Annotated in this window: 16 protein-coding genes; 5 read left to right on the top strand and 11 right to left on the bottom strand. The window is 25.9% G+C overall.

Going from position 1 to position 13,135, the window contains the following annotated elements; translation table 11 throughout:
- Positions 1 to 55: 55 nt before the first annotated feature.
- Positions 56 to 694, top strand: a complete 639-nt coding sequence (gene pdxH, locus LPB137_RS05475; protein WP_076085469.1) for a pyridoxamine 5'-phosphate oxidase — start codon at positions 56 to 58, stop codon at positions 692 to 694.
- Between the two features lie 78 nt (positions 695 to 772).
- Positions 773 to 1,141 carry a hypothetical protein gene (locus tag LPB137_RS05470; RefSeq protein WP_076085466.1) on the top strand — a complete coding sequence of 123 codons (369 nt, stop codon included), beginning with the start codon at positions 773 to 775 and terminating at the stop codon, positions 1,139 to 1,141.
- Positions 1,142 to 1,160: 19 nt separating this feature from the next.
- On the opposite strand, the gene LPB137_RS05465 is transcribed toward LPB137_RS05470, so the two are convergent.
- Genes LPB137_RS05465 through LPB137_RS05455 form a run of 3 tightly spaced genes read right to left on the bottom strand, consistent with a single transcriptional unit; the run spans position 1,161 to position 2,488 of the window.
- Positions 1,161 to 1,754: a pentapeptide repeat-containing protein gene (locus LPB137_RS05465; RefSeq protein ID WP_076085463.1), complete on the bottom strand. Its 594-nt coding sequence runs from the start codon at positions 1,752 to 1,754 to the stop codon at positions 1,161 to 1,163.
- Between the two features lie 10 nt (positions 1,755 to 1,764).
- On the bottom strand, positions 1,765 to 2,148 hold the full coding sequence (locus tag LPB137_RS05460; protein WP_076085460.1) for a thioredoxin family protein: 384 nt from the start codon (positions 2,146 to 2,148) through the stop codon (positions 1,765 to 1,767).
- A 58-nt stretch (positions 2,149 to 2,206) separates the two neighbouring features.
- Positions 2,207 to 2,488 carry a peptidylprolyl isomerase gene (locus LPB137_RS05455; RefSeq protein WP_076085457.1) on the bottom strand — a complete coding sequence of 94 codons (282 nt, stop codon included), beginning with the start codon at positions 2,486 to 2,488 and terminating at the stop codon, positions 2,207 to 2,209.
- Positions 2,489 to 2,598: 110 nt separating this feature from the next.
- On the opposite strand from LPB137_RS05455, the gene LPB137_RS05450 reads away from it, so the two are divergent.
- Entirely contained in the window at positions 2,599 to 3,423 is an 825-nt protein-coding gene (locus tag LPB137_RS05450; RefSeq protein WP_197682254.1) for a mechanosensitive ion channel family protein, read from the top strand.
- A gap of 30 nt (positions 3,424 to 3,453) precedes the next feature.
- Here LPB137_RS05450 and dbpA read toward each other — a convergent pair whose 3' ends face one another.
- The 4 genes from dbpA to LPB137_RS05430 form a co-directional block, all read right to left on the bottom strand.
- Positions 3,454 to 4,926: an ATP-dependent RNA helicase DbpA gene (gene dbpA, locus LPB137_RS05445; protein ID WP_228144694.1), complete on the bottom strand. Its 1,473-nt coding sequence runs from the start codon at positions 4,924 to 4,926 to the stop codon at positions 3,454 to 3,456.
- The gene (locus LPB137_RS05440) at positions 4,887 to 6,593 is read right to left on the bottom strand and encodes an EAL domain-containing protein (protein WP_076085454.1); all 1,707 of its coding nucleotides are present in this window, start codon (positions 6,591 to 6,593) and stop codon (positions 4,887 to 4,889) included. The genes dbpA and LPB137_RS05440 overlap by 40 nt, the downstream gene beginning before the upstream one ends.
- Positions 6,594 to 6,661: 68 nt before the next feature.
- Positions 6,662 to 7,201 carry a DedA family protein gene (locus LPB137_RS05435; protein ID WP_076085451.1) on the bottom strand — a complete coding sequence of 180 codons (540 nt, stop codon included), beginning with the start codon at positions 7,199 to 7,201 and terminating at the stop codon, positions 6,662 to 6,664.
- Positions 7,201 to 7,836, bottom strand: a complete 636-nt coding sequence (locus LPB137_RS05430; protein ID WP_076085449.1) for a hypothetical protein — start codon at positions 7,834 to 7,836, stop codon at positions 7,201 to 7,203. The genes LPB137_RS05435 and LPB137_RS05430 overlap by 1 nt, the downstream gene beginning before the upstream one ends.
- Before the next feature lie 149 nt (positions 7,837 to 7,985).
- Here LPB137_RS05430 and LPB137_RS05425 point away from each other — a divergent pair, with 149 nt between their 5' ends.
- Together LPB137_RS05425 and LPB137_RS05420 are read left to right on the top strand one after the other, a co-directional pair.
- A complete protein-coding gene (locus tag LPB137_RS05425) occupies positions 7,986 to 9,206 on the top strand; it encodes an EAL domain-containing protein (RefSeq protein WP_076085447.1) in 1,221 nt (406 codons plus the stop codon).
- Positions 9,206 to 10,009 (top strand): diguanylate cyclase domain-containing protein, encoded by an 804-nt coding sequence (locus LPB137_RS05420; protein ID WP_076085445.1) that lies wholly within the window; start codon positions 9,206 to 9,208, stop codon positions 10,007 to 10,009. The genes LPB137_RS05425 and LPB137_RS05420 overlap by 1 nt, the downstream gene beginning before the upstream one ends.
- Here the strand turns inward: LPB137_RS05420 and LPB137_RS05415 are convergent.
- From LPB137_RS05415 to LPB137_RS05400, 4 genes are read right to left on the bottom strand one after another with little or no spacing between them, the layout of a single operon-like run.
- Positions 10,006 to 10,740: a 5-oxoprolinase subunit PxpA gene (locus LPB137_RS05415; RefSeq protein ID WP_076085443.1), complete on the bottom strand. Its 735-nt coding sequence runs from the start codon at positions 10,738 to 10,740 to the stop codon at positions 10,006 to 10,008. The genes LPB137_RS05420 and LPB137_RS05415 overlap by 4 nt on opposite strands.
- Before the next feature lie 55 nt (positions 10,741 to 10,795).
- On the bottom strand, positions 10,796 to 11,710 hold the full coding sequence (locus LPB137_RS05410) for a 5-oxoprolinase subunit C family protein (protein WP_076085441.1): 915 nt from the start codon (positions 11,708 to 11,710) through the stop codon (positions 10,796 to 10,798).
- The gene (gene pxpB / locus LPB137_RS05405) at positions 11,707 to 12,381 is read right to left on the bottom strand and encodes a 5-oxoprolinase subunit PxpB (RefSeq protein WP_083657131.1); all 675 of its coding nucleotides are present in this window, start codon (positions 12,379 to 12,381) and stop codon (positions 11,707 to 11,709) included. Before pxpB ends, LPB137_RS05410 begins: the two co-directional genes overlap by 4 nt.
- Complete coding sequence (locus LPB137_RS05400) at positions 12,378 to 13,115, bottom strand: 5-oxoprolinase subunit PxpA (RefSeq protein ID WP_076085439.1); 738 nt, start codon at positions 13,113 to 13,115, stop codon at positions 12,378 to 12,380. The genes pxpB and LPB137_RS05400 overlap by 4 nt, the downstream gene beginning before the upstream one ends.
- Positions 13,116 to 13,135 lie beyond the last annotated feature (20 nt).

Genomic DNA, 13,135 nt, shown 5'->3' with positions numbered 1-13,135 from the left:
GATTAAAAAAAGTATTATTTTGATAAAATTGGGTAATAAGAAAAAAGGATAAGCTTTGGATTTAAGTGCAATTAGAGGTAAATATACTACAAAAGGTTTAGATATTCCGGATTTAGATAAAGATCCAATTAAGCAGTTTGAAACATGGTTTCAAGATGCAATAGATGAGCAAATGCCTGAACCAAATGCAATGATGTTAGCCACAGTTGGAAAAGATATGATGCCAAGTGTTAGAGCAGTATTACTTAAAACTTTTGATGAAAAAGGATTTGTATTTTTTACAAATTACAAAAGTAAAAAAGCAAGACAAATAGATGAGAATCCACAAGCTTCATCTTTATTTTCTTGGATTCCAATGGAAAGACAAATAAAAATTGAAGGTAAAATTGAAAAAATATCAACAACAGATTCTTTAAAATATTTTCTTTCACGTCCTAAAGGTAGTCAAATTGGAGCTTGGGTTTCACATCAAAGCTCAATTATTACTTCAAGAAGTTTACTAGAGCAAAAGTTTGATGAAATAAAAAGAAAATTTGTAAAAGGAGAAGTTCCTTTTCCTGACTTTTGGGGTGGATATATAATTAAGCCTGTAAGAATTGAATTTTGGCAAGGTGGACAAGATAGACTTCATGATAGATTTCTTTATGAAAAAGAAGAAAATGGGGAATGGACAATAAAAAGATTAGCTCCATAATATTACAATTTGAGATATTTTTTAAAAAGCTAAAAAAAAATTGTTAGAATACTCTAAATTAAACAAAGGAGTATTATTATGATATTAGGAAAATGCCCCTACTGTGAGGGAAGTGTAATTGCAAGAGATTTTGTTGCACAAGGAAAGAAAATAAAACTTTATACTTGTGAACATGCACAAAAAGTTTATGATGAAAGTGAATCTTTTGTATTTACAGCAGAATCAACTTGTACTTTTAGAGTTTACTCAAATGCTTTTTTACGATGGAATAAACGAAGTTTTAGTCAATATGAAATGAAAAAACTTTTACAAGATGGTCAAGTTACTATAAGGTTACATGGAAGAAAAGGTACTAGTGAGTATTTTAAATATGTAATACCAGATAAAGAATATGGTGTTTCAATTTTATGGGATGAAGAAGTAGAAAAAGAAGAAGAAAAAGTGTAAGAACTTAAATTAATTTAAGTTACTCACACTCTACATTTTTTAATATTGCTTCTTCATTTTTTAAATGCTTACAATCTTCTTTTTTAACAATTGAATCTGTAAACTTTGCATTCCAAAAAATTGCACCTTTTATATTTAATTGGCTTAAATCAACATCTCTAAAAATAGCATAAGCTCCACCTGCATTTTCGAAATCTGTATTTTCAAAACTAGTTTCTAAAAAGTTAGCAGACCAAATTGAAAGATTTGTACACTTTACATTTTCAAATGTTGCATTTGCAAAATTTGTACCTTTAAATGTTGTATTATCACATTTTATGTTTATGATATCAGCACCAGTAAGATTTGAAGCTCTTGCGTTTGTATTAATTAAATTTGCATTTTCAAGATTTACACCCCACATATTAGCTTTTACTAAATTAGTGTCGCTTAAGTTTGCCCCACTTAAATCACTTCCACTTAAATTTGCAGCATTTAAATCTTTTTTACTTAAATCTGCACCACTTAAGTCACATTCTTGACAATCTTTTGTTTTTAAAAATTTATCTAAGTCTGCTTGTTCATAAGCGAATAATGAAGATATTAAAAATGTTAATATTAATAGATATTTCATATTCTTGACCTTACTTCACATTTTGAACAATTTGTAAAAATTGTTTTTCTCTTGTTCCACCTATTTTCTTTGATAGAAGTTCCATTGTTTTTGCATTTGAGAAATAAAAAGTTGGAATACCAATAAATTTATAAGGTAGAATTTTTTCATCTTCTTTAATATCCATAATAACAGATACAAAGTTTTCATTTACAAAAGATACAATTTCTTTATCTTTTAAAACTTTTTTTTTCATATAATTACACTCCGGGCAAGTAGGTGTTGAGTACATTATCATAAGCTTTTTATTTGAGTCAATTGCTTTTTGTTTAGCAGTAGATAAATCTTTTTCAAAGTTTATTGAGCCTGCGAATAAACTTATTGTAAGTGTTGAGATTAATAGTAATAATTTCATAATACTCCTTTTTATTTATTATAATAAAATTAAATAAAAGAAGTATTAAGTTTTCTAATTAGTCGTTTCTAGAAGTAGTTTCTAATAAGTGGTATCCAAATTGTGTTTTAACTGGACCATGAACAACATTGATTGCTTCATTAAATACTACTGCATCAAATTCAGGAACCATTTGTCCTTGATGAAAATTACCTAAGTTCCCACCATCTTGACCTGATGGACATTTTGAATGTTCTTTTGCAAGATCTTCAAACTTTTCTCCGTTTGCAATTTTTTCTTTTAATTCATTACAGAATTCTTCACTTTCAACTAATAAGTGTCTAGCAGATGCTGATTTCATTTTATTCCTTTTTTAAAAATTTTGAGATTTTATCATAACTTAATAATGTTACACATTAATTTCACTATAATTTCATATATTATTATTTAATACATAAAAAGGATTATTACATGGAAATGGATATGGAAAAATACGCATCAACTGCGGTTAATTTAACAATGGAATATGCACCTAAGCTTGCACTTGCAATTGTAACATTAATCATTGGACTATGGATTATTAGTGCAGTAACAAAAGTATTAGGTAAAGCATTAGTTGCTTCAAAAACAGATGAAACTTTAATTCCGTTTTTACAAAGTTTAACATCATGGGGATTAAAGATATTACTATTTATCTCTGTTGCTTCAATGGTAGGAATTGCTACTACTTCATTTGTAGCTGTTCTGGGTGCTGCTGGTTTAGCTATTGGTTTAGCATTACAAGGTTCACTTGCAAACTTTGCAGGAGGAGTATTATTATTAGTATTTAGACCTTATAAAATTGGTGATTTAATTGAATCACAAGGTCAATTAGGAATTGTTAAAGAAATTCAAATCTTTAATACTGTTTTAACAACGTTCCAAAATAAAACAGTAATTTTACCAAACTCAGCAGTTTCTTCTAACTCAATTACAAATGTAACTGCAAATGGTACTATTAGAGTTGATATGGAAATTGGTATTTCTTATGATAGTAATATAGCTGATGCTAAAAAAGTAATACTTGATACAATTGCTAAAAATGACAAAGTATTAAAAGACCCTGCTTGTGCAGTTGGAGTAAATGCATTAGCTGATTCTTCAGTTAATTTACTTGTAATGCCTTGGTGTAATACTGATGATTATTGGGATGTTTATTTTGGTGTAAGAGAAGATATTAAAAATGCATTAGATGCAGCAAATATATCAATTCCTTTCCCACAAAGAGATGTACATATTATCAATCAAGATTCATAATAGTTAGCCTTTTGGCTAACTATTGAATCGTTATTTTTCATAAATCTTAAAGTATTTACCTTTAATTCTACCATTACTTAAACCATCTAAAGCTTTTTTCACTACTTCTTTTTTTACTGCTACATAAGAGCAAAAATCTAGAGAGTTTATTTTTCCTATATCATCTTTAGCAAGTCCAACACCTGCTGTAAGGGCTCCTAAAATATCACCTGCTCTTACTTTTTGTTTTTTTCCACCATTTATAAACAGTGTTCTGTAATCACTATCAATTTTATATGATAAATCATCATCTAAGTGTTCGACTCTTTCAAACTGCAAGTTATCAAAATCAGCTTTTAAATCTTCTATTTTATCCTCATCATCAATTGTAAATAAAGAAATAGCTAAACCACCCTTCCCTGCTCTTGCAGTTCGGCCAATTCTATGTGTATGCGTTTCTAAATCTCTTGCAATATCATAATTGATTACTAAATCAATATCATCAATATGTAAACCTCTTGAGGCTACATCAGTTGCAATTAAAATAGGATAAGATTTATTTGAGAAAAAGATAATTGTTTCATCTCTTTGCTTTTGTTCTAAATCAGAATGAAGAGTTAATACATCAAGTCCTAAGTCATATAAATCATCACTTAAAGCATCACATTGTATTTTTGTATTACAAAAAATAATCACAGATTTTGCTTTATTTGATGAGATTAAAGAAGGAATAATCGATGTTTTTGCATCTTGATTTGTTTCATAAAGCTTTTGATCAATTATAGTTTTTTCTTCATTTTCATTTTTTACATTTAATGGATTTTTTGTAACAAACTTAGCTAAATTATCAATATTTTCTTGGTATGTTGCAGAAAATAGCATAGATTGTCTATTTTTTGGAAGTGTATCAATAATAAGTCCAATATCTTCTAAAAAACCCATATCAAGCATTTTATCAGCTTCATCTAGAACTAAAGTATTAACTTCATTTAAATTGATATTCTCTTCATTTATATGCTTTAAAATTCTTCCTGGAGTTCCAACAATTATATGTGCTCCATGAAAAAGTGATGATACTTGAGGTCTATATGCAACTCCGCCACAAAGTGTAAGAACTTTTACATTATGAATATGTCGTGATAGTTTTCTAATTTCAATTGCAATTTGATTAGCAAGTTCACGTGTAGGTGCAAGAACTATTGATTGTATTCTAAATCTTTTTACATCAAGTTTTTGAACAATAGGAATAGAAAAAGCAACAGTTTTTCCTGAACCTGTTTTTGCTTGTGCAATTACATCTTTTTCATCTAAAAGTGAAGGTAAAGATTTTGCTTGAATTTCTGTCATTTTGTCAAAACCTAAAGATTCAAGGTTTTTTAAGAACTCTTCTGGAAGTTTTAATTTTGAGAATTTTTCATCTTCTTTTATATTTGTAGAAATGATAAAGCCTTTTTTATTATAATTTTTTGATATTATATCTAAACTTAAGCTTTTATATTTAATTGATTGAAATTTTTGTACCAATGTTCAAACTCTTTACTATCCATTGGTTTTGCATAAAAAAAGCCTTGAACTTTAGTACATGAATTTTTCTTTATAATTTCATCTTGCAAAGGAACTTCTATACCTTCAGCAATTACAGATAATCCCATATTAATACCTAAATCAATAATTGATTTAACAATATCCTCATCATTATTTTCTTTTGTTAAAGAATCAATGTATGATTTATCAATTTTTAGTTTTGAAATTGAGCATTCTCTTAAATAATTAAAAGAAGAAAAACCTTTTCCAAAATTATCTATAGATAAACTAACTCCCAATACCGATAGATTATTTAATGTAAAAAGTGTTTTTGTTGATATTTTCATTACATCATACTCATTAAATTCTAATTCTAAGTATTTTGCTTCTAACTTGTGACTTTTCAACACATCTACAACTAGCTTATATAAATCACCTGTTTCTAGATGTTTTCCAGAAATATTTATAGAAATAACACCATTATAGATATCTCTATCTTGCCAAAGTTTTAACTGTTTACAGGCTTTTATTAGGATTTGTTTTTCAAACTCTATTATATGATTTGTATTATCTAAATCTGATATAAAATCATTAGGCATAACTACTTTATTATTTTTTTTCCATCTAGATAAAACTTCTAAGGCAAAAACTTTATTAGTCTTAAGATCAATTTCTGGTTGAAAGTGAATAATGAATTCATCATTTTTAATAGCATTAAAAAGTTCTATTTCTTTTTCAGCTTGAAAATTATGATTTTTATTCATTTGTTTTGAATAAAATTTAAAATGATTTTTACCTTTGTTTTTTGCATAATACATTGCCGAGTCTGCATTATGAATTAAATCTTTATAATTATCGGCATTTTGCGGATAAACTGCAATTCCAATACTAACACCTATATTAAAACTAGTATTATTAATATTAAATGGTTTATTTACTAGGGCTAAAATTTTACTACAAACTCTTTCAATAAATAAATAGTTAGAAATATCACTTAAAACTACAATAAATTCATCTCCACCAACTCTTGCTATCATATCATTCGTTCTAATAATTTCTTTAAATTTATTTGCAAAGGAGATCAAAACTTCATCACCACTTGAATGACCTAAAGTGTCATTTATGATTTTAAAATCATCTAAGTCTAAAAATAAAATTGCAAATTGTAAATTATTTCGTTTAGAGTTATTCACAACATATTCTAATTGTGCTTCAAGTTTAAGTCTATTTGGAAGATTTGTTAAAGGGTCATGATAAGCTAAATGTAATAAATTGTCATTCTTTCTTTCTTGTGATGAAATATCTGAAAATATTCCAAAGTAATTAAGTTTTTTTGACTTTTTATTATAAAACTTATAGATTTTTATAATTATAGGATAGATATTTCCATTTTTATGTCTATTCTGAAGTTCACCAATCCAAAAACCACTCTTAGAAATCTGCTTCCATATTTTTTTATATCTATCACTGGAGATTGTTTCTGAAGAAAAAATATTTGGATTTTTGTTTTTTACTTCTTTAAAGGAGTATCCTGTGATATCTTCGCAAGATTTATTTAATTCAATGATTCTAATTTTTTCATCAACAATGATAATACCCTCAGTGGTATTGTTAAGAATTGTAGTATAAAGAGCTTTATCATTATCATAAGATACATCGTATTGCAAGATTTTTTACTCCAAGAAATTAAATTCTTAGAGTATAACTAAAATAATTAAAAATCTTACTCAATTATCTATTTTTTATCAATTCTTTTAAATATATATGAAACTCCAATTACAATTACTAAAACAATTCCAATTCCTACATATTTAAAATCATCGGCTATTGCTAGAATATATTCACCAGCAGCATAAGAACCATATCCTACAATACAAGCCCAAATAATAGTTGCAATAATATTAAAAATTGTAAATTTAATTGATGAGTATTTTGTTAATCCCATAGCAAGAGGAATTAATGTTTTAATTCCATAAACATATTTTTGTACAAAAACTACGAAAGATCCATATCTACGCATCATTAAATGTGCAAGTGCAATCTTTCTTCCGTAGTTTTTCATCATATCTTTCGCATAAGATTTATTCTTTCTTGCAAGAAAAAATAAAAACTGATCCCCTAAAAAGTTTGAAGTAGCAGCAACTGCGATTGAAATATATATATTTAAATCACCTGCAAAGGATAAAACACCTGCTATTATTAAACCAACAAACCCTCCACCAAAAGAGTAGGCAAATAATGCTAAATATCCCCAGTCTTTAATCAATTCTTCCATTATTTGGCCTCAATTCCAAAAAATTCTAAAGCTTCAATTGCATCATCTTCATCTAAATCAACTTCATCATTTTTTATATTTTCTTTTGTCTTATTAATAATGAATTCTTTTACCTGTACTCGCACTTTATTTATATCATCAACTATAGCAAAGCCATTAAACTGGATTTCATTGTCATAGCAAAGAAAAATTCCGTCACAATACTCTTCAATAAAATCACTAATATCTCTATATTCAATTTCTAAAGCAACTGCATGCCAACCGAACTCTTCTAAAATAGAGTCTTCAAAAATCTCAATTCCATCACTTGGATGGTCAAAATAAAGCATATTTTCTCTATTCATTCCAATAATCTTTTGCCAATTATTTAATGGTTTTATTTTACAAGTTGTTCCTGATACTATTGGTTTATATTTTTCAAATAAACTATTTGATAATGATTTAATATCATTTGTATTTTCATCTTTTATATAGTTATCATTAATAAAAATGATTGCTTTATTCTTTGGAACTTCTTTATTTATATATTTATTACCATCGATATCTATAATAATTTTATTATTTACATCTTTTAATTCTAAAAGTGGTATCATATCAATGTTTAGTTCTATATTTTTTATATTTATTTTCTTCATATTTTTTAATCCTAAAGATATTTAAGGCGATTCTATCAAAAAGAGTATTAAATATATAAATTTTACAAGAAATAATGTTTTTTTTACATTTCTTAAAGTTAATTTAATATACAATCCCTAAACATTATTTTTTAATTAAAGGCTATATTTTGTCACTTCAAAATTATATATATAAATTTTTCAATAAAAATAATATTAAGACACTTTTCTTAATTGATATTTTATATATGAAAGATATAAATGCCATTTATAATTTTCAAAATGGTGACTATATAATTAAACAATTAAAAAAACTATTAGAAAATAAAATCACATCTTTAATAAGAAAAAAGATTAATAAAAAAATATTAATAGAATTAACAAACACCCATGCTGACGTCTTTGAATTAACAATATATGAAGATTTTACAATTGATGAAATTCTAGAAATCAAAAACTTAATCTTTGAGCATGTTATTAATCATCCTTTTAAATTGAATAATAAATCTGCAAATATAAATATTGATATTACAATTGGTTGTTCAAAAAGTGATGATCAATTAATTAGAATTTATGCAGAAAAAGCACTACATCAAGCAAAATTAAACTTTGTTCATTATATGTATTATGATTCTTATCTTTACAAAAATGAAGCAATAAATGAAGATTTACTTGATATTTTAAATTATAATATTGAAAATGAATTAGTTGAACCATATTTTCAAGCTATTATGGATAATAAAACAGAACAGATTATAAAATATGAAGCACTAATGCGGTTATATGATAAGAAAGGTAATATTCTTTTACCTCATGTATTTATTCACAAATCTAAAAAATGTCGATTATATACAAAACTAATGGAATTATTAATAGATAAAATTGTTTTTTATATTAATAAATACAAAAAAAACATTAGTATTAATCTTGATTATACAGATATTTTAAATCCTAATATAAAAAGATCATTAATTGCAAAAATAAGAAAAAATAATATTGGTAAATATTTAACAATAGAAATTTTAGAAAGCGAAAAAATAGCAAACTTTAATATTGTTAATGATTTTATCTCAGAAGTAAAAAAATATAATGTAAAGATTGCAATTGATGACTTTGGGACTGGTTTTTCAAATTATGAATATATACTAAATTTGAATGTAGACTATATAAAAATTGATGGTTCTTTAATCAAAAAGATTGATGAAGAAATCTACTTAAACTTAATAAAAAGTATTGTTCAGTTTTGTAAACAGCAAGAAATAAAAATAGTTGCAGAATTTGTTAGTGATATAAAAATATTAAGATATGTAAAAGCAATTGGCATAGATTATTCCCAAGGCTATTATATAAGTAAACCTGTAGAAATAACTGAAATAATTGGAGATAAATAATGAAGATTCAACTAAAAAAAATTACTGATGTAACAATTAATGATTTATTAAATAAAGATGTAATTATGCCATCTATCTATTTTGAAAAGTTTAATAAAAATGCACGAACTTTAGATGTTAACCTTGAAGATTCATCATTTGAAAAAGAATTAAATAAAATACTAATTGAAGATTTCAATTCTATTGAAGAATATATGTTTTCTATAGAAAAAAATGCTTCAATAGTAAAGAATGCAGTTGAAGGAACACAAAAGGCACTGCTTAATAAAGATATTGATACTCTTACTGATATATACTCACAAATGGTAAAACTAGAAAAAGAAGTAAAAAGTTTAAACAAAAAACTTTTTGTTGATGATTTAACTACTTGCTACAATAGAAAATGGATATATAATAAATTTTTAGATAAAGACTCAAAGTTTAAAGATAATGGAATTTGTGTGATAATAGATGTTATAGACTTTGACTATATACAAAATGAATATGGAGAATTACTTTCTAATAATCTAATTATATTTATAAATAATTTTATAAAAGAAAAACTAAATGAAGAAAAGATAAGCTTTAAAACAGCAAGATTCTTCGATAGTAAATTTTTTATTTTTGTTAATCATGAAAATAAAAAAGAGGTATCAGATTTAATTTTTAATATACAACAATTATTAAAAAATACAACACTAAAAAGTAAGACTGGTTTAGTAATAAGAGCAGACTATAATTATGCTATATCTAGATTTAAAAATAATGAAGAATCAAAAGAAGTTTTTGAAGCACTATTTCATGAACTAAAAGAAGAAAATTAATTAAGAGATTTTTTTAGTAGTTTAATAAAACCTAATGCATTTTTGTTATCGCCATGCACACAAATAGTATTCGCTTCAATAAAAAGTTTTTCTTTATTTATTGTTTCTATATATCCTCTATCTCGCAAGTTTATAATTCTTTGTGCTAGTTCTAAATCATCATTAATCATCGCATTAGGCATTGCTCTTGAAACTAAAGTACCATTATCATTATAGTTTCTATCTGCAAAAACTTCGAAAAGTAAGTTTATTCCATATAAAAGTGCAGTATGTTTATAAGCTTCATTATTAGGAGTTGAAAGAACCATTAATTTGATATTTTTATCAAAAGAAGAGATTGCACTTAAGACTGCTTTTAAAATATTTTCATCTTTCATCATATCATTATACAATGCACCATGAGGTTTTAAATAAGAAACAGCAGTTCCATGTGCTTTACAAAAAGCTGATAAAGCACCTAACTGATAAAGAATAATAGATTTAATTTCTTCAAGTGAACAAAGTATTGAACGTCTACCAAAACCTACTAAATCTTGGTAAGAGGGGTGTGCTCCAATTGTAACATTATATTCTTTTGCAAGGGCTACTGATTTATTCATAGTTAAAGCATCACTTGCATGATATCCGCAAGCAAGGTTTGCCATATCAATAAAAGGCATTATTTCTTGATCATTTCCCATTTTCCAAATACCAAAACTCTCGCCCATGTCGCAATTTAATTTAATATTCATAGCTTCACCTTGCATTATTATTAATACATTTTACCATATAAAAAATAAATTCAATTTATTCAATAAAATATTTATAAAAATCTTTTAGCTTTTCTTGAGCTTCATTTATACTAATTTCTTCAAATTTTATTTTACTATTTGCTTTGGCTTGCGCTAATTTAAAACAATCTAAACTAAATACAGCTCCAATTCTTGGATAACCACCAATTGTTTGTCGTTCTTTTAATAATATTATAGGTTGCCCATCACTTGGTATTTGAATTGTTCCAAAACCTATTCCTTCAGAAATAATACCGTTAATATTACTACTTATTTTTTCTCCATTTAACTTACAAGCCATTCTATTAAAATCATTTGTTACAGTATAATCATTTTGAAAAAATTTATCTTTTTCTTCTTGTTCAAAAGTGTCAACTTCAGCACATAAAATTACTCTTAAAACTAATTCATCAGTATACTTAGGAATATATTCATCATTTAATCTTTGTGTAATCTGTTCAAAAGCGGAATTAAATTCTAAAATATCACCTTTTTTAAGTTTATCTGCATTTATCCCTCCAAGTCCTTCTTTAATAGTTGTACTATTACTTCCAAAAACTTTTTTAATATTAAAACCATCTTTAACAGCTAAGTAAACTCTAGTACCTTCTAGAATTTTCCCTATTTTAATAATATCACCATTTTTAATAGTATAAGATTGCCAAGAATTACATAAAATATCATTAATAAAAAATTCACATTTTGCACCTGTTACTACAATAATAGTAGAAGCATTTGCTTTAAAGATTACGTTTGAAAAAGATATTTCTATTATATTAGTTCCATAATTATTTGAGAGAATTTTATTTGCATAACAATAAGCATATTCATCTAATACACCTGAATTTGAAACACCAATATGAGAATAAAAAAAACGTCCTTTATCTTGTATGGTTGCTAGTATTGGGTTATTTATTACTTCTAAACTCATAATATTCCACCTTGAGCTAAAAATTCTTCTTTACTTATTGAATTAAACTTTACTTTACTTCCAACACTTAAAGGAGATAATTCTTTTAAACTTTTATCAAATAGTTCCATTGCAGTTCTTCCAATAATATTCCAACCCCCAGGTGAACTTTGAGGATAAACAGCTGTTTGCTTATCTGCAATTGCAACTGAACCTTTAGGAACACTTTTTCTTGGACTTGAAAGTCTAGGAAGTGCAATTCGTTCATCAACACTTGCTAAAAATCCGAAACCTGGTGCAAAACCAATAGCATAAACATCATACTCTTTTTGTGTATGTATTTGAATAATCTCTTTAATAGAAAGGTTTTTCTTTACACTCATATCTTCTAAATCTAAACCTACTTCTTTTCCATAATAAACATCAATGTTAATAATATTTTTTATACTATTATCTTCATAATTTAAATCTATACTATTATCTAGTAGTTTACATAAAGAAGAATAGTCATATTTAAAAACATCGTATGAAATATATATAGTTGTATATGAAGGAATAATTTCAATTATTCCTTCAATATTCAAACTTTTTAATGATAAATAAGCTTTTTGAACATCACTTGCAATTTCTTTACTTATTTCATTTCCAAAATTTATTGTAAGAGAATCAACAGAAGCTATTTTAAATATCATGCAGATATTTCCTTTCTAAGTATTTGAATGAATTCTAATGCATTATTAGTATCTCCATGAACACAAAGTACATCCGTTTGTAAAGATAGTTCTTTACCTGAGATACTAAGAAGAGTACCTTTTTCCTTTAGACTTTTAATTCTACTAATTACATCTGCTTCATCTTTAATTATAGCATTATCTAAAGCTCTTGAAACAAGACTTCCATTGTCATTATAGTTCCTATCTGCAAACACTTCAAATAATAATTCAATATTATATTCTTTTGCCATTTTTGCATATTCATGATTTCTTGGACTTGATAATATCATTAATTTTAAGTTAGTATTATAAGATGATATTGCTTTTACAATTGCCATAAATACAGCATCATCTTTCATCATGTCTTGATATAGTGCACCATGAGGTTTTACATATGTAACTTTTGTATCATACATTTTACAAAAAGCTTCTAGCGCACCTACTTGATATACAAGCATTGATATAATTTCTTCTTGGGTACAAGCAATACTTCTTCTACCAAAACCAACTAAATCTTGGTACCCAGGATGAGCACCAATTTCAACATTATTTTTTTTAGCTAATTGCACAGATTTATTCATTGTAACACTATCACCTGCATGAAAACCACACGCTAAGTTTGCCATATTTATATAGGGCATAATTTCTTCATCTAGTCCAATTTTGTAAAGTCCAAAACTTTCACCCATATCACAATTTAATTTTATACTCATTATTAATCCTTACTTATTTT

Origin of the sequence: Poseidonibacter parvus (assembly GCF_001956695.1) — a bacterium.
In the GTDB taxonomy this organism is placed as follows: Bacteria; Campylobacterota; Campylobacteria; order Campylobacterales; family Arcobacteraceae; genus Poseidonibacter; species Poseidonibacter parvus.
This window is presented reverse-complemented; position numbering and strand designations above follow the sequence as displayed.

Bases quoted from the DNA above. Each gene is read 5' to 3' on its own strand.
- LPB137_RS05470 (WP_076085466.1), top strand. From the start codon at position 773: ATGATATTAGGAAAATGCCCCTACTGTGAGGGAAGTGTAATTGCAAGA.
- LPB137_RS05465 (WP_076085463.1), bottom strand. From the start codon at position 1,754: ATGAAATATCTATTAATATTAACATTTTTAATATCTTCATTATTCGCT.
- LPB137_RS05460 (WP_076085460.1), bottom strand. From the start codon at position 2,148: ATGAAATTATTACTATTAATCTCAACACTTACAATAAGTTTATTCGCA.
- LPB137_RS05455 (WP_076085457.1), bottom strand. From the start codon at position 2,488: ATGAAATCAGCATCTGCTAGACACTTATTAGTTGAAAGTGAAGAATTC.
- LPB137_RS05450 (WP_197682254.1), top strand. From the start codon at position 2,599: ATGGAAATGGATATGGAAAAATACGCATCAACTGCGGTTAATTTAACA.
- LPB137_RS05435 (WP_076085451.1), bottom strand. From the start codon at position 7,201: ATGGAAGAATTGATTAAAGACTGGGGATATTTAGCATTATTTGCCTAC.
- LPB137_RS05430 (WP_076085449.1), bottom strand. From the start codon at position 7,836: ATGAAGAAAATAAATATAAAAAATATAGAACTAAACATTGATATGATA.
- LPB137_RS05420 (WP_076085445.1), top strand. From the start codon at position 9,206: ATGAAGATTCAACTAAAAAAAATTACTGATGTAACAATTAATGATTTA.
- LPB137_RS05415 (WP_076085443.1), bottom strand. From the start codon at position 10,740: ATGAATATTAAATTAAATTGCGACATGGGCGAGAGTTTTGGTATTTGG.
- LPB137_RS05410 (WP_076085441.1), bottom strand. From the start codon at position 11,710: ATGAGTTTAGAAGTAATAAATAACCCAATACTAGCAACCATACAAGAT.
- pxpB (WP_083657131.1), bottom strand. From the start codon at position 12,381: ATGATATTTAAAATAGCTTCTGTTGATTCTCTTACAATAAATTTTGGA.
- LPB137_RS05400 (WP_076085439.1), bottom strand. From the start codon at position 13,115: ATGAGTATAAAATTAAATTGTGATATGGGTGAAAGTTTTGGACTTTAC.